Source organism: Nocardioides houyundeii, from assembly GCF_002865585.1.
GTDB lineage: Bacteria > Actinomycetota > Actinomycetes > Propionibacteriales > Nocardioidaceae > Nocardioides > Nocardioides houyundeii.
In genome coordinates this window covers 2,705,006-2,729,003 of sequence record NZ_CP025581.1, presented here as the reverse complement: position 1 = coordinate 2,729,003, position 23,998 = coordinate 2,705,006, and the positions used below count along the sequence as shown (strand labels likewise).

Sequence of the window (23,998 nt, the reverse complement as noted above, 5' to 3'; positions counted from 1 at the left end):
CGGCGCGGGGTAGCTCAGCCGAGGGCTGACACGCCGAGGCGCCTGCACGGGCGTGACGGGTGTGACTGGTGATACTGAACGTCGCAGCTGTTCTCTTCCCCCACGCAGTGAGGCCCGATGTCTTCCCCCGCCCCGCACCGCCCCCTCGCGGTCCCCGAACGCGCCGCCCGGGTGCGGTTCCGCCGAGCGCTCGCCCTGATGGTGATGACGCTGCTGGTCCCCGGATCGGCGCAGCTGGTGGGGGGCAACCGCCGCCTGGGTCGGATCGCCGTGCGGATCTGGCTGGGTCTGGTCGCCGTGGTCGCCATCACGCTCCTCGTCTCCGTCCTGTGGCACCCGCTGGTCTTCTGGGCGGTCTCCAACACGCTGCTCCTGGGACTGGTGCGCCTGCTCCTGATGGCGCTGGCGGTCGGCTGGGCGGCGCTGTTCATCGACGCCTGGCGCATCGGCCAGCCGCTCAGCCTGCTGCAGAACCACCGGCTGGCGGCGGTCGGCGTCAACGGGATGCTCTGCTTCTCCGTCGCGGGCTCGCTGCTCTTCGGCGCCCACCTGGTCGGGGTGCAACGTGACTTCATGGTCACGATGTTCGGCGACAACAAGGTGGTCGGAGCCCACGAGGGACGCTTCAACGTGCTGCTCCTGGGCGGTGACTCGGGGGCGGGCCGCTGGGGCCTGCGCCCGGACTCCCTCACCGTGGCCAGCATCGACGCCGAGACCGGTCGCACGGTGCTCATCGGGCTGCCGCGCAACATGGCCAGCTTCCCCTTCGCCGAGGGCTCGGCGATGGCAGCCGAGTTCCCGCAGGGCTTCGACTGCGACGCCTGCTACCTCAACGGGGTCAGCACCTGGGCGCAGGACCACACCGACCTGTTCGGCGACTCCGACAACCCCGGCATCGACGCCACCATCTCGGCGGTGGAGGGGATCACCGACCTCAAGATCAACTACTGGGCGATGGTCAACCTCCAGGGCTTCAAGGACCTGGTGGACGCCTTCGGCGGGGTCGAGCTCAACGTGCGCGACCGGATCCCGGTGGGCCTGCCGCACGAGTCCTACTTCCACTACATCGAGCCGGGCGTGAAGAAGCTCAACGGCCAGGACACGCTGTGGTTCGCCCGCGCCCGCCACGGCTCCGACGACTACTCGCGGATGGCCCGCCAGAAGTGCGTGATGAACGCGATGCTGCAGCAGGTCAGCCCCGACCAGGCGCTGCGCAACTTCGAGAAGATCGCCAAGGCCAGCAGCGCGATGATCTCCACCAACGTCCCCGGCAGCGAGGTCGACCGCTTCCTCCAGCTGGCGCTGAAGGCCAAGTCGCAGAAGATGTCGACCGTCTCGCTGGTCCCGCCGCTGATCACCACCGCCGATCCGGACATGGCCGTGGTGCACAGCACCATCAGCACCGCGATCGACCGGGCCGAGGGCGTCAAGCCGTCCCAGCCGCCCGCGCCGGTCGAGGCGGCCGCCCCGGCCGCGCCCACCACCGACGCCCCGCCAGCCGCGCCGCAGAGCACACCCTCCGCCCCGGCTCCGGTCACCGGCGGATCGGTGGGCACGTTGAGCTCCGGCTACGCCGCCAACCAGGCCGAGGACCTCGGCAGCGCCTGCTGACCGGGCCCAGGGGTCCCGCCCCCTAGGGTGTACGCCGTGACTCCCGAGCAACCGGCGCCGAGCCCGCGACGCGTGGTCGCGGTGGTGGTGACCTACAACCGCCTCGAGCTGCTCCAGCGCCTGGTCGAGCGGCTGCGCAGCCTCCCGCGGCTGGAGGCCGTGCTGGTCCTGGACAACGCCTCGACCGACGGCACGGGGGAGTGGCTGGCGTCGCTGCCGAGCCACCAGGCGATCCCGCTGGAGCCGGCGCTGGAGGCCCCCGCGGGTGACCCCGCGGCCGAGCCGGCGACCGAGGTCGCGGGGCTGGGGCCCGGCCCGCAGGTGCTGGGCCGGACCGCGACGACCAACCGCGGTGGCGCCGGAGGGTTCCACGACGGCCTGGCCTGGGCGACCGAGCTCGGGGCCGACCTGGTCTGGCTGATGGATGACGACGGCCTGCCCGAGCCGGACTGTCTGGAGCTGCTGCTCGCCCACGACCCAGAGCTCGACTTCTGGGGCCCCGCGGTGGTGGCCGAGCAGGACCCCTCGCGGCTGTGCTTCCCGATCCGGCTGCCCGGCAGCAGCCGGGTGGTGCACGACATGGCCTCGGTCCAGGCCGCTGCCCGCGACGGGCTCATCGCCGACGTGGTGATCCCGTTCAACGGGGTGCTGGTGACCGCTGAGCTGGTGGCCCGGATCGGCCTGCCCCGGGAGGAGTTCTTCATCTGGGGCGACGACGTGGAGTACCTGTGGCGGGCGCTCGCCGCGGATGCCCGCTGCGCCACGGTCGTCGCCGCCCGGTTCGCCCACCCGGCCACCGACGACCTGGGCACGCCCATGATGTTCGGCCGGACGACGTACAACCACAGCCCGAGCGACCTCAAGCACTACTGCATGGCGCGCAACAACCTGGTCAACCTCCGTGCCTACCGCGGCAACCCTCACGCGCTCGCGTTCGTGGTCAAGACGCTGTGGTTCTACCTGTTCACCCGGCCGCAGCCGCGGCGGGTGGGGCTGAGCCTGGCCGCGATGCGGGACGGGCTGCGCGGGGACTTCACCGGGCACCGACGGTTCCTGGCATGAGCGCCGCGAGCGTCGCGGTGGTGGTGGTCACCTTCAACCGGGCCGACCTGCTCTCGCGGATGCTGGACGGTCTGGCCGCCCAGACCCGCCGGCCCGACGAGGTGGTCGTGGTGGACAACGCCAGCACCGACCACACCCGCGCGGTGCTGGAGGCCCGGGAAGACCTGCCGCTGCGGGTGGTGCACATGAGCGAGAACCTGGGCGGGGCCGGTGGCTTCCACCGCGGCACCGAGCTCGCCCACGCCGCCGGGCACGACCGGATCTGGCTGATGGACGACGACGTGGTGCCGGCACCGGACTGCCTGGCCGTGCTGATGGCCCAGGACGGGCCCTGCCTGATGGCGGTCCGCGAGGACCTGGACGGCGTCCTGGTCGAGAAGGCCGCGGTGCGGTTCGACCTGGACAACCCGCTGGCGATCCGGCCGAAGACGGCCAGCGTCGACTCGACGTACGCCGCCCGCGCCCAGATGCCGCCCCTGGTGCCGGTGGAGAACGTCGCGTTCGAGGGGTTCATGGTGGCCCGCGAGGTGGTCGACGCCATCGGCCTGCCCGACCCCTCGTTCTTCATCTTCTACGACGACGTCGACTACGCGATCCGGGCCCGGCGCGCGGGCTTCGGCATCGTCGCGGTCCGGGACGCGGTGCTGGTGCGCCAGCTGGACTTCAACCAGCAGCACGACCTGGCCGGCTGGAAGGGGTACTTCATGTACCGCAACCTGTTCGTGGTGCACCTGCGCTACGGAAACAACCTCGCGGTCCGCCTCAAGCCCTTCGCGGTCGCCGCGGCGGTGGTCCTGCTCAGTCCCCTGCGGGGCGGCCGGGCGGAGGCGCGCAACGTGATCCGCGCCATCAGGGACGCCTGGGGCATGCGTGGGGTGCCGGGTCGTCCTGCCCCGCGCGGCTAGACTCGTGGCCGCTTATGACCGATGTGAGGAGCACCCCCTTGACCGACTCCGCCCTCCCGACCTCCCAGGGTGAGCTGCCAGACCTGGTGATCGTGGGCTCCGGCTTCTTCGGTCTCACCGTCGCCGAGCGCTGCGCCAGCGATCTCGGGCTGAAGGTGCTGATCCTGGAGCGGCGCAGCCACCTCGGTGGCAACGCCTACTCCGAGTTCGACCCCGAGACCGGGATCGAGGTGCACAAGTACGGCACCCACCTCTTCCACACCTCCAACCAGCGGGTGTGGGACTACGTGAACCGGTTCACCGCGTTCACCAACTACCAGCACCGGGTCTTCGCGAAGTTCCAGGGACAGGTCTACTCCTTCCCGATGAACCTGGGCCTGATCAACCAGTTCTTCGGCCGCTCCCACACCCCCGACGAGGCCCGGGCGCTGATCGCCGAGCAGGCCAGCGAGATCGCCACCGAGGACGCCAAGAACCTCGAGGAGAAGGCGATCAGCCTCATCGGCCGCCCGCTTTACGAGGCGTTCGTCAAGGGCTACACCGCCAAGCAGTGGCAGACCGACCCCAAGGAGCTGAGCGCGGACATCATCACCCGCCTCCCGGTCCGCTACACCTTCGACAACCGCTACTTCAACGACACCTACGAGGGCCTGCCCGTCGACGGCTACACCGCCTGGCTGACCCGGATGGCCGAGCACCCCAACATCGAGGTGCGGCTGGAGACCGACTTCTTCGACGTCGCCGAGGACTACCGGGGCAAGGTCCCGATCGTCTACACCGGCCCGGTGGACGCCTACTTCGACAACTCCGAGGGCCGGCTCTCCTGGCGCACGATCGACCTGGAGCAGGAGACCCTGGACGTCGACGACTTCCAGGGCACCGGGGTGGTCAACGCCAACGACGCCGACGTGCCCTTCACCCGGGTGCTGGAGTTCAAGCACCTGCACCCCGAGCGCAAGTACCTCGCGGGCAAGACCGTCGTGGTGCACGAGTACAGCCGCTTCGCCGAGGAGGGCGACGAGCCGTACTACCCGATCAACACCGCCGAGGACCGTGCCAAGCTGTTGAAGTACCGGGAGCTGGCCAAGGCCGAGCCCATGGTGCTCTTCGGTGGCCGCCTGGGCACCTACAAGTACCTCGACATGCACATGGCGATCGGCTCGGCCCTCTCCATGTACGACAACAAGCTCCGGCCGCACTTCGCTGACGGTGCCGAGCTCAAGAGCGGAGGAGTGGACGAGTGAGTGTCTCCACGACGCAGGACGGTCTCGTGACCAGGCTCCTGCAGCGGCAGATCCTGCCCATCGACAAGGACACCGACGTGTTCGCCCTGTACGTCGACCCGGAGGAGCCGCGCCTGGACGCGGACCGCTACGAGATCGGCGGCAACCGGGCTGCCAAGGACCTCAACAACGCCGCGATCCGGCAGTCCACCTCCACGGGTGCCAGCGTCCGCCCCGACCAGATCCTCTCCCGGACCGCGCTGCGGGTCCCGCACGGTGCCAAGCTCTCCTTCGGCACCTACTTCAACGCCTTCCCGGCCTCCTACTGGCGCCGGTACACGATCGTGGAGAACGTCACCCTGACGGTCCGGCTGCGCGGAGCGGACTCCTCGGTGACGGTCTACAAGTCGATGGCCAACGGTCGCTCCCAGCGGGTCGACACCGGCAGCACCAACGGTGCGGCGTTGGACGAGAACGGCGTGGCGACCTTCTCCTTCGAGCTGTCGCTGACGCCGTTCGTCGACGGCGGCTGGTACTGGTACGACGTGGTCGCCGGCGACGAGGACGCCGTGGTCGAGTCGGCCGAGTGGAGCGCGCAGGTGCCGGCCGAGCGGGCCGAGCACGGCACCGCCGACATCTGCATCACCACCATGAACCGTCCCGACTTCTGCGCCAAGCTGATCGGGCAGCTCGCCGACGACGAGGACCTGCGCCCCTACCTGGACGAGGTCCTGGTGATGGAGCAGGGCTCTGACCCGGTCACCGAGTCGGAGTTCTTCCCGGCCGCGCAGAAGACGCTGGGGGAGCGGCTGCGAGTCATCGTGCAGGGCAACCTGGGTGGCTCCGGGGGCTACGCGCGCGGTCAGCTGGAGTCGGTGCGCAAGGGCACCGCCACCTACGCGCTGATGATGGACGACGACGTGGTGTGCGAGCCCGAGGGCGTCATCCGTGCCATCACCTTCGGTGACCTGGCCCGCCGCCCCACCATCGTGGGTGGCCACATGTTCAGCATCTACTCGCGCTCCCGGCTGCACAGCTTCGGCGAGATCATCCAGCCGTGGCGCTTCTGGTGGCAGACGCGGCTCGACGGCTACAGCGACTGGGACTTCGGGGCCCGCAACCTGCGCTCGGCGCGCTGGCTGCACAAGCGCGCGGACGTCGACTTCAACGGCTGGTTCATGTGCCTGATCCCGCGTCGGGTGCTGGAGGAGATCGGGCTCTCGCTGCCGCTGTTCATCAAGTGGGACGACTCCGAGTACGGGCTGCGCGCCAAGGCCGCAGGTTTCCCCACCGTCAGCTTCCCCGGTGCCGCGGTCTGGCACGTGCCGTGGTCGGACAAGAACGACGGCGTCGACTGGCAGGCCTACTTCCACCAGCGCAACCGGTTCGTCGCGGCGCTGCTGCACTCGCCGTACGAGCGGGGCGGGCGGATGGTGCGTGAGAGCCTCAACCACCAGATCAAGCACCTGGTCTCGCTGCAGTACTCCACCGCCCAGATCCGGCACCAGGCCCTCCTCGACGTGCTGGCCGGGCCGGGTCAGCTGCACGCCGACCTGCCGGGCAAGCTGGGCGAGATCAACGCACTGCGCAAGCAGTTCACCGACGCCCAGCTCAAGACCGACCCCGACGCGTTCCCCCCGGTACGACGCGAGAAGCCGCCGCGCAAGGGCAAGGACGGCATCGAGATCCCCGGCCGGCTCTCCCTGCTGATCACCGCCGGGCTCGCTCCCATCCGGCAGCTGCGTCCCCCGCGCGCGATGGCCAAGGAGTATCCCGAGGCGGAGCTCACCGCGATGGACGCCAGCTGGTACCGCCTGGCGCGCTACGACTCCGCCATCGTGTCGATGAACGACGGCACGTCCGCGGCGCTGTACAAGCGGGACCCGGAGAAGTATCGGGAGCTGCTGCGCAAGACGATCGAGATCCACCAGCGGCTGCACCGGGAGTGGCCGCGTCTCGCGGCCGAGTACCAGGCCGCGCTGTCGGAGGTCACCTCGCCCGAGGCCTGGACCGAGACCTTCCGGCCCTGGACCGAGGGCGACGACGAGAGCGCCGCGGGTCGCCCATGACGACCGGGCTGGAGACGGAGCGCCAGCAGCTGCCGCCGCTGGCGCCCCCGGCAGCCACCTCCGGGCTGCTGGAGGTGTTCCGCAAGCGCTACCTGCTGCGGATGCTGGTGCACAACACGATTCAGTCGCGCTACCAGGGCACCGCCCTGGGCTGGGCCTGGAGCTACCTCCAGCCCGCCGTGCGCTTCCTGATGTTCTACTTCGTCTTCCAGATCATGATCGGCCGCGGCGCGGGTGTGGAGAACTTCGCCATCCACCTGTTCGCGGGGATGGTGATCGTGCACTTCTTCACCGAGACCTTCGGGGGCGGCACCCAGTCGCTGGTGCAGAACCGGAGCCTGATCACCAAGCTGGCCATGCCCAAGGAGCTCTTCCCGGTGGCCCGGATGCTGGTCTCGCTGTGGCACACCGGCCCGATGCTGGTGATCCTGCTCGTCGCCTGTGTGCTCACCGGCTGGCGACCGGACCCCGTCGGGCTGCTCGCCGGACTGCTGGGCTTCGGCATCGTGCTCGTCCTGGGCCTGGCGCTGGCGCTGATCTTCAGCGTCGCCAACGTCTTCTTCCGGGACTTCAGCAAGGTCGTGCAGACCCTGAACCAGTTCGTCACCTTCAGCGTGCCGATGATGTACCCGTTCACCATGGTCCAGGACAGGTTCGGAGCCACGGGCGCGGAGATCTACCTCTACAACCCGATGGCCGAGGCCGTGCTGCTGATCCAGCGCTGCTTCTGGAGCGGCACCACCGAGGAGCCGGGAGCCACCACGGTGATCCACATGCCGCCCGACCTGTGGTCGCGCGGGCTGATCATGCTGGCGCTCTCGTTCGTCCTGCTGATCATCGCGCAGATGACCTTCACCAGGCTCGAGAAGCGCGTCCCGGAGCGGCTGTGATGACGAACTTCATCGAGGTGAACCACGCCACCAAGTCCTTCACCATGCAGTACCACCGCTCGTTGAAGCAGATCGCGCTCGCGAAGGCGAAGGGTCTCCCGACCCACGACGAGTTCAACGCCGTGGACGACGTCAGCTTCACCGTCGCCCAGGGGGAGTCGATCGGGCTGATGGGGCTCAACGGCTCCGGCAAGTCCACCCTGCTCAAGCTGATCAGCGGAGTCATGCGCCCCGACTCCGGCACGGTCCTGACCCGGGGCCGCATCGCCGGGCTGATCGCCACCGGCGCCGGCTTCGACATGCAGCTGACCGGACGCGAGAACCTGTGGCTCAACGCGGCCATCCTCGGGATGACCCGGGCCGAGACCCAGCGCAAGTTCGACGAGATCGTGGAGTTCGCCGAGCTCGGCAAGTTCCTGGACACCGCGGTCACCTACTACAGCTCGGGCATGAAGGCCCGCCTCGGGTTCGCGGTGGCCATCCACGTGGACTCCGACATCTTCATCGCCGACGAGGCGCTGGCGGTCGGCGACCGGCCGTTCAAGCGCAAGTGCAAGATCAAGATGGACGAGATCCGGGACTCCGGCACGACCATCTTCTACGTCAGCCACGCCCCGGGCGCCGTGCGCCAGCTGTGCACCCGGGTCCTGGTCCTGGACAAGGGCAGGCTGACGTTCGACGGCGGCGTGAACGAGGGCATCCGCTTCCTCAAGTACGACGACGAGGAGCCGGGCGAGGTCGACGCCGACGACGGCCTGGGCGCGGACATCTGATGACCCGGTCACCAGCGCAGACAGAGAGCGAGCGGCACGATGCGTGAGGCCTTCGAGCTGAACAAGCAGTTCATCCTGGGTGCGGTCGGGCTGATCGCGGTGATCCTGCTGGTCCTGCCGTTGGCCCACCGCCTCGACGACAGCCTGGACGATCGACGCCCGCTGTACGAGAACCGCTCGGAGATGGCCTCCGTGCAGCACCGGCACCTCGCCCAGCTGGGGGAGGTTTCCCCGATGACCGTGGAGCCGGACGAGGCGGTGGTGGTGTTCCCCACCGAGGACGGCACGGGCACCTTTACCGCGGCGCCGGACAGCCAGGTCTCGGTGAAGCCGACGGACAGCGGCTTCTGCGTCCGCGCGCGCAGCGTGGAGACCGACGAGGTGGCCCCGTGGCGCTGCTGGGACGAGGGTGTGGACCCGTTGATGGACCCCGGGTACGCCCCCTGACCGGAGCCGGCGGCCCGCAGGAAGTGCTGTGCAACGGCGTGAGAAGTTGACAAACTGAGCGTTGACCGGCGTGTCGACTGGAAATTACACCGTTGTAGTTCCTCAGAAACAGTGGAGTAACTGGTGGGACTGATGTGAAACTTGCTACCCGTGTGACTCTTCCCCCGCACTGGAGTAGCCAAAAAATGCCTAGTTCTCACTCTCGCTTCATCACCGCCACCCAGCAGCTGCTGGCCCTCGGCGTGGTGCTGGCCGTCCTGACGCCCGCTGCCGCAGTGCTCTCCCTCGACGTGGTCTCGCAGCCGCCGTCGGGCAGTGCCTCCGGCACGGCCGTCCTCGCCTCGGCCCTGGTGCCCACCACACCGGTGGACCCGGAGGTCGACGAGTACGCGCTGGTCCCCGAGGTCCCCGAGGTCCCCGTGGTCCCCGAGGCGCCGCAGGCCGACTCCCTGGCCGACTCTCCGGCCGACGCCGAGGGGGAGACCGGCTCCGCCGAGCCGGCCGCCGAGGCGACGGTCACCGCGCCCGTCGAGGGGTACGGCGCGGTGGGCGTCACCTGGGCGGCCGGCGAGAGCGTGGCCGAGGACGCGCTGACGCTGCAGGTGCGGACCCGGGTCGAGGACGGGTGGAGCGAGTGGAGCGAGCTCGAGTACCACGACGACCACGCCCCGGACCCGGGCAGCCCGGACGCGAAGAACGCCCGTCCCGGGACCGAGCCGCTGATCATCGGCGACGTGGACGAGGTCCAGGTCCGCGCCGACGCCTCCGGCGAGCTTCCGGCCGACCTGTCCCTCTCCGTCGTCGACCCCGGTCAGGCGACGCAGACGCGCCAGGAGGCCCCGGAGCTCGAGACCGGACCGACCGACGGCAGCGGCGCCAACCCGGCTGTCACCGACCCGGCTGTCACCGACCCGGCTGTCACCGACCCGGCCGCCGAGGCGTCCCCGGACGCCATCACGCTGCAGGCCTCCCGCAAGGCCGCCCAGCCCACCATCTTCTCGCGGGCCCAGTGGGGAGCCGACGAGAGCATCCGCGACAAGAGCTCGCTGCGCTACGGCACGATCACGGGCGGGTTCGTCCACCACACGGTCAACGCCAACGACTACACCGCCGACCAGGTGCCGGGCATCCTGCGCAGCATCTACGCCTACCACGTGAAGTCCCGCGGCTGGAGCGACATCGGCTACAACTTCCTGGTCGACCGCTTCGGCCGCATCTGGGAGGGCAGGTACGGCGGCATCGACAAGGCCGTGGTGGGCGCCCACACGCTGAACTACAACGACTACTCGTTCGCCATGTCGGCCATCGGCAACTTCGACCTGGTCCAGCCGTCGGCGGAGATGCTGCAGGCCTACGGCCAGCTGTTCGGCTGGAAGCTGGGACTGCACGGGGTGAACCCGGCCTCCACCTCGCAGAAGGTGGGGCGCTCGGTGTTCAAGGCCATCAGCGGTCACCGGGACGCGGGCAGCACCGCCTGTCCGGGCAAGTACCTCTACGCGCAGCTGCCGGCGATCAGGACCGCGGCGGCGGCCGCCCAGGCCTCCGGCACCCCGATCACCAGCCAGCCCGCGACGCCGGAGTGGACCGAGGCACAGCTCAGCTCCAACCTGGCCGGTACCCCGCACCCCGACCTGATCGTGAGACGGGCCTCGGACGGTCGCGGGCTGATCATCCCCACCGGCGGCCTGCTCTCGTTCCAGCGGACCCTCACGCTCTTCGGCTCCGGGTGGGACCGCAAGGCCGACGCCCTGGGCTCACCCGACCTGACCGGCGACGGCGTCCCGGACCTCGTGGTCACCTCGCGTTCGGGGGTGGGCAAGATCCGCCCCGGCACGGGCACCGGCACCTTCGCCCGGGCCACCCGCACCGTGAAGTCGATGAAGGGCAGTCGCTCCATGACCGCCGTCGGTGACATCAACGGCGACGGCCGCAACGACCTCGTCTCCCTGGCCCGGGGCTCCCGCTCGGCCGTCGCCTACCTCGGCACGCCCAAGCACGGCTTCAAAAAGGTGGGGCTGGGCAAGGACTGGGGCCGCTACGTCAAGCTGATCGGCGTCGGCGACATCAACACCGACGGCCGCCCCGACCTGCTGGGCCGGGACAAGACGGGCCGGGTCTGGACCCGGCTCGGCAGGGCCGGCGGCAAGGGAGCCACGATGTTCCGGAAGGCCCGCCCGACCGCCGGCACCTGGTCGTCGTACAACCAGATCGCCGGTGGCCAGGACTACACCGGCGACGGCCGCCCCGACCTGGTGGTCCGCGCCCGTTCGGGCAGCGTCTACGTGCTGGCCGGCAACGGCGACAAGACGTTCGGGTCCCCCCAGGGCCCGGTGGCGAACCTGCCCAAGGTCGCCGGGCTGACCACCGTCCAGATCACCGGCTCGGCGGCACCGGACCTGCTGGGTCGCCGTGGCGGCGCCCTGGTCGTCATCCCCAACCGGGGCACCTTCGACCTCGGCGCCCCAATCGACACCGGCGCGGACCTGTCGGGCTCCAACCTGGTGCTCAACGCCGGTGACTGGGACCGCGACGGCTACGGCGACGTCCTGACCCGCGAGGCGGACGGCTCGATGGTGCTGCGTCGGGGCAACGGGCAGGGCCAGCTGGCCGCACCCCAGGTGCTGGGCACCGGGTGGGGCCCCCTGACCAGCGTCGAGGCCGTCGGCGACGTCTCCGGCGACGGGTTCCCCGACCTCATCGGAACCTTCGGCGGTGCCTCCCAGGTCTACCGGGGACACGGCGCGGCGGGCTTCCTCGACTCGCTCCCGGCGACCGGCCTCAGTGGCGCCGCGACCCGGCTCGCGGCCCGCACGAAGCCGACGTACAACCTGCGCCCCTACGACTGGCGGATCCCGATCAGCGACGCCCAGCTGGGTCCGCGCATCGACCTGGTGGTGCGCGAGGCCAGCACCGGCCGGCTCTACCTGATCAACGGCAACGACAAGGGCTTGCGCAACCGGCGCTACCTGGGCGAGGGAATGGGAGCCTACGACCTGGCGGGATAGACCGCCGAGGCCCGCTCGGCGGCCGCGATCGCCTCCAGGCGATCGGGGTCGGCGTGGGCCACGAGCACCATCGAGCCGCCGCGTGCCAGCGGCTCGGTGAAGGTGGCGACAGCTGATGGGGAAGTCGGGTTCGCCACCGTGAGGAGACGGCCGCCGTCGGTGAGGAGACTCCCGGCGGCGGCCGTAGCCATCAGCTCACCCTGGGTGAGGGAGACGCCGGCGGCCTCGATCGCCGGGTCCGCCTCGGACGGCGGGTCGTAGGAGATGAAGGAGTCGGGCTGCGACCAGACCTCCACCCCCACGTCTCGCACGTGGTCGGGGACCCCCTCGGCGAACCGGACCCCGAGCGGCCGCAGGCTGCAGGCCAGCACGGGCCGCTGGGCGGCTGACCCCGCGTGGTCGGCCAGGGTCGCCGGACCGCACACCACGGCGTCGGCCGGCTCGGTGGCCACGACGGTGAGCCCCACCGTCCAGGCCGCGCCCAGGAACACCGGGCCCAGCCAGTGCGGCGGCAGGTCGACCAGCAGCCGCTGCCCGCGCTCGAGGTCGCACTCCTCGACCAGGAGGCTCGCGACCTTGGCCACCCAGTTGGCGTACGTCGTCACCGACAGCTCGACCCGCTCACCGCTCGCGTGGTCGTAGAAGGTGATCAGGGGACGTCCGGCATCGCGTCGCAGGAGGCTGTCGAGGACCGCGGGAAAGGTGGGCACCGGGCCAGCCTAGGCGCGGCGTCGTCTACCCTCGCGGCCATGTCGCCTCACGCCCCGCTCGACCACTTCTGGGCCGTCATCCCCGCCGGGGGCGCCGGCACCAGGCTCTGGCCGGTGTCCCGCTCCTCGGCCCCGAAGTTCCTGCTCGACCTCACCGGATCGGGTCGCACCCTGCTGCAGGCCACCGTGGACCGGCTGGCCCCGATGGCCGGGCGACGCTGCCTGGTGGTGACCGGACGAGCGCACCGCGAGGCCGTGCTGGCGCAGCTGCCCGAGCTCGGCCCCGACGACGTGGTCGCCGAGCCCTCGGCCCGGGACTCGATGGCGGCGATCGGCCTGGCCGCGGCGATGCTCGAGCGCCGCGACCCCGAGGCGGTGATGGGCTCGTTCGCCGCGGACCACGTGATCCCGGAGTCCGAGCAGTTCGCCTCGGCCGTCCAGGCGGCCTATCGCGCCGCCCAGCAGGGGTGGCTGGTCACCATCGGCATCGAGCCCACCCACCCTGCCACGGGATTCGGCTACATCCGCGCGGGCGACCCGGTCCCCGGGCTCAGCCAGGTCAGCCGCGTGCAGGAGTTCGTGGAGAAGCCGACCGCCGAGGTGGCTGCCGGCTATGTCGAGGCCGGCTACCGGTGGAACGCCGGCATGTTCGTGGTGCGCCCCGGGGTGCTGCTGGACCTGCTCGCCGAGACCGACCCCGAGTTCGCCGCCTCGCTCCGAGCCGTCGCCGCGGCCCCGGACACCTTGGAGGAGGTCTGGCCGCACCTGCCCAAGATCGCCATCGACCACGCGGTGGCGGAGCCGGCCGCGGCCGCAGGCCGGGTGGCCGTCGTCGCCGGCCGGTTCGGCTGGGACGACGTCGGCGACTTCGCCTCCCTGGCCGACCTCCTCACGGGATCAGGCCTGAAGGTGCTGGGGGAGCCGACCCTGGTGCGCAGCATCGACGCCAGCGGCCTGGTGATCCCAGCCGGGGGCCGCACGGTGGCGGTGATCGGCCTCGAGGACGTGGTGGTGGTCGACACCGGCGACGCCCTGCTCGTCACCACCCTGGATCGCGCCCAGGAGGTGAAGCAGATCGTGGCCGCCCTCTCCGAGGACGGCCACGACGAGCTGATCTGAACCCTGCCGGCGGTGCTCAGACCGCGTTGGGCTCGGGGGAGTCCATGTAGGGGTAGTCCAGCATGAACTTCTCCAGCGCCTCGCCACTGGGCTCGGAGCAGTACTGCCACACGCCGACGTGCTTGGACGCGTCGGTGTTGCCGGCACCGCCGATCGACCAGTGGGTCAGGGCGATGTGCTGGCCCTTGGGGAACGCCGCTCCGTCCTCGGAGGTCCACGGCACGGCCTTGAACTTGTTGCGCAGGTTGCTGTCGTTGTCGAACTTGCTGGCCAGGCCGCGCAGCGCGTCCATCTGCTCCTCGTCGGCCGCGACCGTCTCGTCGTACCACATCAGGGTGTAGCCGTGCTCCAGGTTGTGCACGAGCTCGCCGACGTCGGGGCGGTCGTCGGTGTAGAACTTGCGGTCGATGCTGTCCCAGACGTTGTAGTGCTGGCCGAACGCCGGCGGTGCGTCCGGGTAGTCGATGGGGGTGCCGGGCTCGACGTGGTCCTGCTCGCCGGTGGCGGACTTGGTCTCGACCTCCTGGCAGACCGAGGCCTTCGCGCCGATGGCGGACAGGTTCTTGTCCTTGTACTCGCGCAGATCCATGGCGTCGGTGATCGGCTTGTAGGCGGCCGCGCCGATGATGAGCACACCCATGGTGACGGCGACGCCGACGATCATCCCGTTCTTGCGCCGCTCGGCCGAGCGCTGCTTGTTGCGGAGGTCGTCGATGACAGCTCGGCGGTCGGTCTTGTCCTGCTTTGCCACGTGGGTGAGTCCTGCCTCTGGGTCGGCGACGGCGGTGCGCTCGTCGGCGGTCGATCGCTGAGTCTACGGAATATCTGGTGACACGCGAGCGACGACCGCGTCGGGGTGGGCCACGTCCGCCTGCCAGAGGGCGATGCGCCAGCCGTGGCTGAAGCACAGGGCGGCGAGGACCTCGCGCGCGGCCCCGGGGGGCAGGGCGAGGTCCAGCCCGGTGCAGGCGTCGGCGCCGGGAGCCTGTCGCTCCACCGTGCGCTCGGCCGTGCGCTCGGCCGTGACGCCGGGGAGCACCCGGCGTACGGCGTGCAGCAGCTCCTCGGCGGAGACCGGGGACCCGAACACCGAGGCGGTCCCCGGCGCCTGCGCCAGGGCCGCCAGCACGGCCTCCCGGGATCCGTAGCCGAACAGGTCGCCGCCCTCGGGCCGCACCAGGGCGACGGCGCCGGGACCGTCCTCCTCGGGCGCCAGCACCAGGTCCTGCCGACCGCGCACCACCGCCACCGGGCGCCCGCCGAGCTTGCCCTGGGCCAGCTCGGCGGCGCCGGCGATCTCGTCGGCCACCGCCGGCATCGTCACCGACAGCTCGTTGCCGTAGGAGTCGTGGCGACCGGCGAACTGCTCCAGGGGGACCAGTCCCGCCACCCCGATCGCGATGTCGGTCTGGCCCTCGCGCCAGGCGCGACCGGAGGTGTCGGTGATCACCACCCCGACGTTGACCCCGGTCAGCGCCCGCAGCCGGCTGCGGAGCTCCCGGGCCGAGGAGTCGGGGTCCTCGGGCAGCAGCACCAGGTTGCCGGTGCTGACGTTGGACCGGTCGATGCCCGCCGCGGCCATCACCAGCCCCAGTCGCTGCCGCACGATCTGCACGGGCCCCCGGCTGGCCACCACCCGCAGGGTCTCCGAGGCCAGCGCTCGGGCGTAGGAGTCGGCTCCACCCGCCACGACCCGGCCCTCGGCCTTGCTGACCACCTTGCTGGTGACCACGACCACGTCGCCGGGCAGCAGCTCGACGGCGTCCGCCACCAGCGTCGCGAGGTCGGTGCCCCGGGCCACCTCGGGGATGGCGTCGGGGGCGAGGACGACCAGCGTCGTGCCGGTCATCGCTGCACCAGCGAGACGGCGGCCGCGGCCATGGTCGCGGTGGCCTCCGGCGAGGTCATCATCAGCGGTACGGCGGCTGCGGCGAGGCCGGCCGCGCGCAACCCGGCCAGCTGGTCGGCGTCGTGCTCGTCGACCAGCCACCCGTCGAGCACCCCGCCCGCCGAGCGGGCGCCGTAGTGCCGCCCGACACCCTCGGCGCTCACCTCGACGCCGATGCAGTCGAGCATCTGGTGGGCCATGCCGCGCACGTGCGTGTCGCCGACGATGGGGGAGAGGCCCACCACGGGGGCGGTCGTGGTGCGCACGGCCTCGCGGATCCCGGGCACCCCCAGGATCGTGCCGACCGAGACCACCGGGTTAGACGGCGGCAGCACCACCAGGTCCGCCTCCCCGATCGCCTCCAGCACGCCCGGCCCCGCAGTGGCCTCCTCCAGGCCGACCACGATCACCGCCTCGGCCGGCGGCGCGGCCCGCAGCCGGACCCAGTACTCCTGGAAGTGGACCACGCGGCGTCCGCTGGGCTGCTCGGGATCGGTGACCGCGACGTGGGTCTCGACCCGGTCCTCGGTCATCGGCAGCAGCCGGACGCCCGGCTGCCAGCGGCGGCACAGAGCCTCGGTGATCGCGGAGAGGCCGTAGCCCGCCTCGAGCATCTGGGTCCGGACCAGGTGAGTGGCGATGTCGCGGTCACCGAGCCCGAACCAGGTCGGCTCCACGCCGTAGGCGGCCAGCTCCTCCTTGACGCTCCAGGTCTCCTCCCGCCGGCCCCAGCCACGCTCCGGGTCGATGCCGTCCCCCAGCGTGTACATCACCGTGTCGAGGTCGGGGCACACCTTGAGGCCGTGGATCCACAGGTCGTCGGCGGTGTTGCCGATCACCGTGACCCGGGCGTCGGGGGCAAGGCCGGGGATGGTGCCGGCGGCGATTCCGTGGAGCAGGCCCTGGATGAACCGGGCGCCGCCCATACCACCGGAGAGCACTGTGATGTCACGCATGGACATATCTTCGCGCGAACGGTCCCGGTCCCTGACCAGTGGTCTGGATATAGCACGGCCGGGGCTTGACTTGTCGGTACGACAGGCATGTAATTCCCTCAGTGTTCTTCGCTCGCCGCTTCCCTGGGTGTGTGACGTTGGACACGGGTCGTATACGAAACACAGGGTCGAAAGGGCGAGGGCCGATGCGAGAACTGTTTCTCCTTGATTCCGACGCCGAGGAAATGGGGTGGCAGGACCGTGCGCTGTGCGCGCAGACCGACCCCGAGGCGTTCTTCCCAGAGAAGGGCGGCTCCACGCGTGAGGCCAAGAAGGTCTGCCTGACCTGCGACGTGCGGGGCGACTGTCTCGAGTACGCGCTGATGAACGACGAGCGGTTCGGCATCTGGGGCGGTCTCTCCGAGCGGGAGCGCCGCAAGCTGAAGAAGCGAGCCGTCTGAGGCGTTTCCGCCAACCGCGGGGGCGGTCGTTAGGCTGCCCCGCGTGATCGTCTCCGCCATTCTCGTCAGCCATGACGGGGCGAGGTGGCTCCCCGCGGTCCTGGCCGGCGTCCGCCGACAGCAGCGCAGCATCGACCGCGGCGTCGCCGTCGACACTGGCAGCAAGGACTCCTCCGCAGAGCTGATCCGCGAGGCCTTCGGGACCGAAGCGGTGCTCCAGGCCCCCTCCTCGACCACCTTCCCGGCCGCCGTGCGACTCGCCCTCGCCCACCTCGAGCCGACCGGTGACGACGAGTGGATCTGGCTGCTGCACGACGACGCCAACCCTGACCCCGGGGCGCTCGCCGCCCTCCTGGCCGCCGCCGAGGCGCATCCCGAGGCAGACGTGCTGGGGCCCAAGCTGCGCGAGTGGCCCTCGTTGCGCCGGATGCTGGAGGTGGGGGTCACCATCTCTCCCACCGGTCGCCGCGAGACCGGTCTGGAGCGCGGTGAGTACGACCAGGGACAGCACGACGAGGTCCGTCCGGTGCTGGCGGTCAACACCGCGGGCATGCTCGTGCGGCGCCGGGTGCTGGAGGAGTTGGACGGCTTCGACGAGCGGCTGGCTGTCTTCGGCAACGACATCGACTTCGGCTGGCGCGCCGCCCGCGCCGGCCACACCACCCTGGTCGTGCCCCAGGCCGTGGTCTTCCACGCCGAGGCCGCTCATCGCGGCGTCCGGCGCACGCCGCTGACCGGCCGGCACACCCACTACCAGGAGCGCCGGGCCGCCCTGTTCACCCTGCTGGCCAATGTCGAGTCGCGCCGCCTGCTGGGCCTGACGATCAGGCTCGCCCTGGGCAGCGTGCTGCGCATGCTCGGGTTCCTGCTGGTCCGTTCGGTCCCCGAGGCACTGGACGAGCTGGCCGCGCTGCTCAACGTCTACGGGCATCCCGGCCAGGTGCGGGCCGCCCGCGCCGCACGGGCCAGGCGTCGGTCCGGGCCACCGCGGGACGTGCGCGGCCTGCTGGCCCCGTGGTGGGTGCCCTACCGGCACGGGCTGGACTTCCTCAGCGACCTGGCCTCCGCGGTGCTGGGCCAGGCCCAGGACGTGGCCGAGCGCCGACGGGCGGCCCGGGTGGCCGACGAGCCGGCAGCCACCGCGACCATCCGGCCGGGCGCGCGCCGGCCGGCAACCGCGGCTGAGGAGGACGAGGAGGAGCTCTACGCCGACACCGGCCTGGTCACGCGCTTCCTCACCAACCCGCTCGCCATCGCCCTGACCCTCTTCGTGGTGCTGGCCCTGGTGGCGGCCCGGGCGGGGTTCGGCGAGATCCAGGGCGGGGCCCTGTCCCCGGTCCCGCAGTCGGTCTCGGACTGGTGGCGCCTGCACCTGGAGAGCCACCACCCGCTCGGCAGCGGGACCGACGTGCCCGCGCCGGCGTACGTGCTGGTCTTCGCGCTGCTCGGCACGGTGCTGGGCGGCAGTCCCGGCGCGGTGGTCGGGGCGCTGATGGTCCTCGCGGTGCCGCTGACCCTGTGGGGCGCCTGGCGCCTGCTGCGGGTCGTGGGTCGCCTGGTCGACCCCCGCGGCCTGCCCCGGTGGGTGCTCGCCTGGGGAGCCACGACGTACGCGCTGGTCCCGGTGACCTCGGGTGCCTGGGGCGAGGGTCGCTTCGGCACCGTCGCGCTGGCGATGCTGCTGCCGTGGGTGGCCCATGCCGCCCTGGGGTTCGCCGACCCGGAGCCGGACCGTCGCTGGCGCGCCGCCTGGCGCACCGGCCTGCTGCTGGCGCTCTCCGCGGCCTTTGTGCCCGGGGTCTGGCTGTTCGCCCTGCTGGCGGCGGCCATCGTGGTGGCCGCCGGGTTCGCGATCAGTCCCAGGCTCCTGGCCGACAGGTCCGCCTGGGGACCGCCCGCGCTGGCGCTGGGCGTGGTGCCGCTGCTCATGGCGCCCTGGTTCGTGCCGCTGCTCACCACCGGCTCGGCCAGCGGCCTGCTCCTGGAGTCTGGCCGGCTCCCGGTGGCCGAGGCCGACGCCGTCCAGCTGCTCACCGGGCGCCTGGGCGAGCTGGGGGCGCCGTGGTGGCTGGGCGGCATCGTCGGTGTCCTCGCCGTGGTGGCCATCTGGCCCCGGCTGACCCGGGTGCCGGTCACCATCTGCTGGATCATCGCGCTGGCGGCCGCGGTCGTGGCCGCGGCGCTGGGGCTGGTGACCCTGCACCTGCCGGCGACCAGCACGCCCCCCAGCCTGGGGTTCTTCGTGGTCGTGCTGCAGGGAGTCGCGGTGGTGGCCACCGTGCTGGGTGCCGACGCCTGGGTGCGGCGCCTCACCGACGCGGCCACCCACCCCTGGTGGCAGCGCGCGGCCGCCGGGCTGCTCGCGGTGGTCGCCGCCCTCGTGCCCCTGGGAGGTCTGGCGTGGTGGCTGGTCGACGCCGACGACTCCTTCGACGAGGACGTGGTGGAGGCGGTGCCCGCCTACATGGCCCAGAGCTCGCTGACCGGCGCCGAGCGCGGGGTGCTCGTGGTGCGCGGGTCCGTGGAGGACGGGCTCACCTACCGGGTACGCCGCGACGACGGGATCACCGTGGGTGAGGACGAGGTGCTCTCCCTGGCCCCCGAGGACGCTGCCCTGACCAGGACCGTGACCAGCCTGACCTCCCGCCCGACCCCGGCCGACGTGGCCGCCCTCGGCGAGCTCGGCATCGAGTACGTCGTGCTGGCCGCACCCGCCGACGGCCGCGTGGCCGCGGGCCTGGACGCCGCCAGCGGACTGGTGCAGGCCAGCGCCGAGGACCGGGCCACCCGCGCCTGGCGGGTGGACCGGCCGTTGCAGGCCGGCGCCGTGGAGAGCCGGGTCGGTCCCGGGCGCCTCGTGCTGCTGGTGCTGCAGGCCGCGGTGATCGTGCTCGCCCTGGTGCAGTCGGCGCCCACCGTGACCCGACGCAGGGAGCGCTCATGAGCCAGCAGGATCCCCGGCCCGCTGGTGGCAGCCGGCGACGCGTCGCGGTGCCCCGGGAGCGCACCATCAGCTCCACCACGCTGCTGGCCTTCCTGGTCCCGGCGCTGACCGTGGCCGCCCTGGCCACCGTGCACCCGACACCGACCGAGGAGCCGGGCCGGCCCCCTCCTCGGCACCGTTGACCCGCAGCACTCTGGTGTGCCCTCCGGCGCTGCCGGGCGGTCGAGTCATCTCGGCGGCGCTCGCGGACCCCGAGGCCGCCGGAGTGGTGCGGCTGCGGCACGAGGAGACCGACGAGCTCGAGCTCGAGGCAGGTCGGACGCTGGAGATCGACGAGCCCGCTCAGGCCGTGCTGATCGGCGAGGACACGACCGCGCCCGGCCTGGTCGCCGGCCGCACGGCGCGCGACGCGGCGACGTCCTGCGTCACGCCCCAGGCGCAGACCTGGTTCACCGGGGTCGGGGCCGGTGCCGAGCACTCGTCGGTGCTCGAGCTGGTCAACCCCGACGGTGGGCCCGCGGTCGCGGACATCACCGTGCTCGGCCCCACCGGCGAGATCGAGGTCCCGCGGCTGCGCGGCCTGACCGTGCGGGGCCAGCGGCTGGTGCGCCTGGACCTGGCCCGGCTGGTGCCGCAGCGCGAGGAGCTCACCCTGCGGGTGCAGGTCTCACGGGGTCGGCTCGGCGCCTGGGTCGTCGACCGCTCCGAGGACCTCGCCGGTGGCGCGGTGACCCAGGACTGGCTCGCGGCACAGACGGCCCCGACGCGCACCGGCTACCTGCTCGGCGTCGGCGCCGGGACCGGGGAGCGCACCTTGGTGGTGGCCAACGACGGCGCGGACGAGGCACGGGTCGCGGTACGGCTGGTGACCTCGCGCAGCGAGTTCGCGCCCTCGGGTCTCGAGGAGCTGGTGGTGGCGCCCGGCTCCACCGCGCTGCTCGACCTCTCCCGGGTGCTGGCAGGCGCCGAGGGCGAGGGGGCGCTGGGCATCCGGCTCGACTCCGACCACCCGGTCAGCGGCACCCTGCGCGCCGTCACCCCGCAGGGTCTCTCGCACGGGGTGGTCTCCGAACCCGTCTCCTCGCGAGCGGCCGCTGTGGTGGGCCCCGGGCCCAAGCGCGTCGTGCTCGCGGGCGTGGCGCGGGTGAGCGAGCTGACGGTGCTCACCCGCGACGCCCGGGGCCGGCAGCTCGAGCCGGTCCGGGTCAGCCTGCGCCCGGGCATGGGGCTCAGCGCCGCGCTTCCCGAGGCCGCGCGCTACGTCGAGCTGGTCACCGAGGGGGCGACGGTGCAGGCCGCGCTGGTGACCGGCGGCTCGGGCGGCTCGGTGCAGCCGTTGAGCGAGCTGGTGCTGGACAGCGACGTGCCGCACGTGCGGCCCGCCCTGTACTGACGCAGGTACTGACGCAGTACGGGGCAGGCAGTGGGCAGGTGGGGGCGGGTGGGGGCCGAGACGGGTCGGGTGCCGGGGCGCGGCGCCTCAGTCGCTGCCGAACCGGGGGTCGACGACCTCGGAGGGCAGCCCGAGCAGCTCGGCCACCTGCTCCACGACGACGGTGAGCACCATGGCCCGCAGCTCCTCGCGGGTCTCGCAGCGGTGCTCCAGAGGCCGCCGGAAGACGACCAGGCGGCTCGGGGTGGTCCCCGAGCCGCGGATCAGCGACGACAGCGGCACGGTCTCGGTGCTCCAGTCGTCGGGCACCAGCGGGGCGTCCTCGACGGCGTACTCGACGAGACCGAGCTCGGCGCGCCACCGGTCGTCGAGGATGGTGACCACGTCGAGCACCAGGGCGTCGAAGCGCTCCCGGTCGGTGCGCAGCGCGGGCGTCCCCAGGGTGCGGGGCAGCACACCCGGTCCGCGCATGCCTCGGCCGCGTCGGTCCCGGGTGCGCCTGCGCGCCGGGGGAGCGGCGGGCGCGTCGGGAGCGGTGGGGTCCATGCCGCGAGCCTAGTCCGGCTGCGACCGCGGGCCGGGTAACGTCAGCCCCGTGAGCTCCGCCCGTCGTTGTTCGCGCACAGCGTGCAGCCGTGCTGCGATCGCCACCCTGACCTACGTGTACGCCGACCAGACGGCGGTGCTCGGCCCGTTGGCGACCTATGCCGAACCTCACGCCTACGACCTGTGCGAGCAGCACAGCGAGCGCCTCTCGGCCCCCCGTGGCTGGGAGGTCCTGCGACTGGCGCCGGACCCGTCGGCGCACGGTCCCAGCGGAGACGACCTGCTGGCCCTGGCCGACGCGGTGCGCGAGGCCGCGCGACCGCCGGAGCCGGCTCCGCGGCTGCGTCCGGCCGAGCAGGAGGGCGACGATCCCACGCGAGGCGTACGCCGCGGTCACCTCAGGATCCTGACCACGGACTGAGGGTCGGCCCCGGTGCCGTTAGGCTCCCCCCATGTCTGCCGGCACCCTCGACCCCGCCAACCTCGACGCCATCTTCAAGGCCTACGACGTCCGCGGCACCGTTCCCGACCAGCTCGACGACACCCTGGCCCGGGCCACCGGCGAGGCCTTCGTCGAGGTGACCGGCACCGACACCGTCGTCGTGGGCCACGACATGCGCCCCAGCTCGCCCGGGATGGCCGCCGCTTTCGCCCAGGGCGCCGCCGGCGCGGGCGCCGACGTGGTGATGATCGGCCTGGCCAGCACCGACCAGCTCTACTTCGCCTCGGGCCACCTGGGTCATGCCGGGGTGATGTTCACCGCGAGCCACAACCCGGCCCAGTACAACGGCATGAAGATGTGCCGGGCCGGGGCCACGCCGGTGGGGATGGAGACCGGGCTGGCCGAGATCCGGGACCTCGTCGCGCTGCGCGCCACCACGGGAGCGGTCTCCGGTGAGCGTCCCGCCCCCGGGACCATCACCGAGCGCGACGTGCTCGCCGACTACGCCGACCACCTGCTGCGCCTGGCCCCGGTCAAGGGCCGCCGGCTCAAGGTCGTGGTGGACGCGGGCAACGGGATGGCGGGGCTGACCGCGCCGGTGGTCTTCGACCGGATCGGGTCCGAGCAGGTCGAGATGGTGCCGCTCTACTTCGAGCTCGACGGGACCTTCCCCAACCACGAGGCCAACCCGATCGAGGCGGAGAACCTGGTGGACCTGGCCGAGCGCGTGGTGGCGGAGGGGGCGGACCTCGGACTGGCGTTCGACGGCGACGCCGACCGCTGCTTCCTGGTCGACGAGCGTGGTCGCGGGGTCTCCCCGTCGGTGCTCACCGGCCTGATCGCGGCACGCGAGCTGGTCAAGCAGCCCGGCGCGATGATCATCCACAACCTGATCACCTCGCGCTCGGTGCCGGAGATCGTCACCGAGCTCGGGGGCACCCCGGTGCGGACCCGGGTGGGCCACTCCTTCATCAAGGCGACCATGGCCGAGACCGACGCCATCTTCGGCGGCGAGCACAGCGGCCACTTCTACTTCCGCGACTTCTGGCGGGCGGACTCGGGGATGCTGGCCGCGCTGCACGCGCTGGCCGCCCTGGCCGAGACCGAGGGGACTCTCTCGGAGCTGCTGGCCCGCTACGAGCGCTACCCGGCCAGCGGCGAGATCAACTCCACCGTGCACGACCAGACGGCAGTGCTGGCCAGGCTCGAGACCCAGTACGCGGCCCGCGACGGTGTCACCGTCGACCACCTCGACGGACTCACCGTCACCCACGCCGACTGGTGGTTCAACGTCCGGGCCTCCAACACCGAGCCGCTGCTGCGCCTCAACGCCGAGGGCAAGGACGAGGCCACCATGGCAGGCGTCCGCGACGACGTACTCACCACCATCAGGAGCAAGTGATGAACCTGGACCCGGCACTGCTCGAGATCATCGTGTGCCCCGCCTGCCACGGAGCCCTCGCGGCACAGGGCGAGGAGCTGGTGTGCTCGGGGTGCGGCAACGCCTACCCCGTGCGCAACGACATCCCCGTGCTGCTCGTCGACGAGGCCCGGAAGCCGGCCTGAGGACCACCG

Annotated in this window: 22 protein-coding genes; 17 read left to right on the top strand and 5 right to left on the bottom strand. The window is 71.8% G+C overall.

All coding sequences use genetic code 11. The features are described from left to right. Positions 1 to 117: 117 nt before the first annotated feature. From C0R66_RS13065 to C0R66_RS13025, 9 genes are all read left to right on the top strand, one after another. Positions 118 to 1,611 (top strand): LCP family protein, encoded by a 1,494-nt coding sequence (locus tag C0R66_RS13065; protein ID WP_101525067.1) that lies wholly within the window; start codon positions 118 to 120, stop codon positions 1,609 to 1,611. Between the two features lie 36 nt (positions 1,612 to 1,647). Then, complete coding sequence (locus C0R66_RS13060) at positions 1,648 to 2,673, top strand: glycosyltransferase family 2 protein (RefSeq protein WP_101526238.1); 1,026 nt, start codon at positions 1,648 to 1,650, stop codon at positions 2,671 to 2,673. Next, complete coding sequence (locus tag C0R66_RS13055; RefSeq protein ID WP_101525066.1) at positions 2,670 to 3,578, top strand: glycosyltransferase family 2 protein; 909 nt, start codon at positions 2,670 to 2,672, stop codon at positions 3,576 to 3,578. Before C0R66_RS13060 ends, C0R66_RS13055 begins: the two co-directional genes overlap by 4 nt. A gap of 38 nt (positions 3,579 to 3,616) precedes the next feature. Continuing rightward, positions 3,617 to 4,822: a UDP-galactopyranose mutase gene (glf, locus tag C0R66_RS13050; RefSeq protein WP_240311534.1), complete on the top strand. Its 1,206-nt coding sequence runs from the start codon at positions 3,617 to 3,619 to the stop codon at positions 4,820 to 4,822. Beyond that, a complete protein-coding gene (locus C0R66_RS13045; protein WP_101525064.1) occupies positions 4,819 to 6,870 on the top strand; it encodes a glycosyltransferase in 2,052 nt (683 codons plus the stop codon). Before glf ends, C0R66_RS13045 begins: the two co-directional genes overlap by 4 nt. Then, a complete protein-coding gene (locus C0R66_RS13040) occupies positions 6,867 to 7,760 on the top strand; it encodes an ABC transporter permease (RefSeq protein ID WP_101525063.1) in 894 nt (297 codons plus the stop codon). Before C0R66_RS13045 ends, C0R66_RS13040 begins: the two co-directional genes overlap by 4 nt. Next, positions 7,760 to 8,533, top strand: coding sequence for an ABC transporter ATP-binding protein (locus C0R66_RS13035; protein WP_101525062.1), 774 nt, complete (start codon positions 7,760 to 7,762; stop codon positions 8,531 to 8,533). The genes C0R66_RS13040 and C0R66_RS13035 overlap by 1 nt, the downstream gene beginning before the upstream one ends. Positions 8,534 to 8,572: 39 nt before the next feature. Beyond that, a complete protein-coding gene (locus C0R66_RS13030; protein ID WP_101525061.1) occupies positions 8,573 to 8,980 on the top strand; it encodes a hypothetical protein in 408 nt (135 codons plus the stop codon). Positions 8,981 to 9,165: 185 nt separating this feature from the next. Continuing rightward, a complete protein-coding gene (locus C0R66_RS13025; RefSeq protein ID WP_101525060.1) occupies positions 9,166 to 11,985 on the top strand; it encodes an FG-GAP-like repeat-containing protein in 2,820 nt (939 codons plus the stop codon). Here the strand turns inward: C0R66_RS13025 and C0R66_RS13020 are convergent. Further along, entirely contained in the window at positions 11,967 to 12,695 is a 729-nt protein-coding gene (locus C0R66_RS13020; protein WP_101525059.1) for a TIGR03089 family protein, read from the bottom strand. The genes C0R66_RS13025 and C0R66_RS13020 overlap by 19 nt on opposite strands. Positions 12,696 to 12,734: 39 nt before the next feature. On the opposite strand from C0R66_RS13020, the gene C0R66_RS13015 reads away from it, so the two are divergent. Beyond that, a complete protein-coding gene (locus C0R66_RS13015) occupies positions 12,735 to 13,814 on the top strand; it encodes a mannose-1-phosphate guanylyltransferase (RefSeq protein ID WP_101525058.1) in 1,080 nt (359 codons plus the stop codon). Between the two features lie 16 nt (positions 13,815 to 13,830). On the opposite strand, the gene C0R66_RS13010 is transcribed toward C0R66_RS13015, so the two are convergent. The 3 genes from C0R66_RS13010 to cofD form a co-directional block, all read right to left on the bottom strand. After that, entirely contained in the window at positions 13,831 to 14,565 is a 735-nt protein-coding gene (locus C0R66_RS13010; RefSeq protein WP_101525057.1) for a DUF3105 domain-containing protein, read from the bottom strand. Between the two features lie 63 nt (positions 14,566 to 14,628). Further along, entirely contained in the window at positions 14,629 to 15,663 is a 1,035-nt protein-coding gene (gene cofE, locus C0R66_RS13005) for a coenzyme F420-0:L-glutamate ligase (RefSeq protein WP_101525056.1), read from the bottom strand. After that, entirely contained in the window at positions 15,660 to 16,658 is a 999-nt protein-coding gene (cofD, locus tag C0R66_RS13000; RefSeq protein WP_101526237.1) for a 2-phospho-L-lactate transferase, read from the bottom strand. Before cofD ends, cofE begins: the two co-directional genes overlap by 4 nt. A 185-nt stretch (positions 16,659 to 16,843) precedes the next feature. Between cofD and C0R66_RS12995 the strand changes: the two genes are divergently transcribed. The 4 genes from C0R66_RS12995 to C0R66_RS12980 are packed head-to-tail and all read left to right on the top strand — an operon-like array spanning position 16,844 to position 21,435. After that, the gene (locus C0R66_RS12995; RefSeq protein ID WP_101525055.1) at positions 16,844 to 17,098 is read left to right on the top strand and encodes a WhiB family transcriptional regulator; all 255 of its coding nucleotides are present in this window, start codon (positions 16,844 to 16,846) and stop codon (positions 17,096 to 17,098) included. Positions 17,099 to 17,141: 43 nt separating this feature from the next. Continuing rightward, positions 17,142 to 20,042, top strand: coding sequence for a glycosyltransferase family 2 protein (locus C0R66_RS12990; protein WP_101525054.1), 2,901 nt, complete (start codon positions 17,142 to 17,144; stop codon positions 20,040 to 20,042). Continuing rightward, a complete protein-coding gene (locus tag C0R66_RS12985; RefSeq protein ID WP_101525053.1) occupies positions 20,039 to 20,224 on the top strand; it encodes a hypothetical protein in 186 nt (61 codons plus the stop codon). Before C0R66_RS12990 ends, C0R66_RS12985 begins: the two co-directional genes overlap by 4 nt. Then, entirely contained in the window at positions 20,221 to 21,435 is a 1,215-nt protein-coding gene (locus C0R66_RS12980; protein ID WP_101525052.1) for a DUF5719 family protein, read from the top strand. The genes C0R66_RS12985 and C0R66_RS12980 overlap by 4 nt, the downstream gene beginning before the upstream one ends. A gap of 87 nt (positions 21,436 to 21,522) precedes the next feature. Here C0R66_RS12980 and C0R66_RS12975 read toward each other — a convergent pair whose 3' ends face one another. Further along, on the bottom strand, positions 21,523 to 21,981 hold the full coding sequence (locus tag C0R66_RS12975) for a metallopeptidase family protein (RefSeq protein ID WP_241901438.1): 459 nt from the start codon (positions 21,979 to 21,981) through the stop codon (positions 21,523 to 21,525). Between the two features lie 49 nt (positions 21,982 to 22,030). Between C0R66_RS12975 and C0R66_RS12970 the strand changes: the two genes are divergently transcribed. The 3 genes from C0R66_RS12970 to C0R66_RS12960 are packed head-to-tail and all read left to right on the top strand — an operon-like array spanning position 22,031 to position 23,989. Then, entirely contained in the window at positions 22,031 to 22,402 is a 372-nt protein-coding gene (locus C0R66_RS12970) for a DUF3499 domain-containing protein (RefSeq protein WP_101525050.1), read from the top strand. A gap of 31 nt (positions 22,403 to 22,433) precedes the next feature. Further along, on the top strand, positions 22,434 to 23,825 hold the full coding sequence (locus C0R66_RS12965; protein WP_101525049.1) for a phosphomannomutase/phosphoglucomutase: 1,392 nt from the start codon (positions 22,434 to 22,436) through the stop codon (positions 23,823 to 23,825). After that, positions 23,825 to 23,989 (top strand): Trm112 family protein, encoded by a 165-nt coding sequence (locus tag C0R66_RS12960; protein ID WP_101525048.1) that lies wholly within the window; start codon positions 23,825 to 23,827, stop codon positions 23,987 to 23,989. Before C0R66_RS12965 ends, C0R66_RS12960 begins: the two co-directional genes overlap by 1 nt. The last annotated feature ends 9 nt before the right edge of the window (positions 23,990 to 23,998 follow it).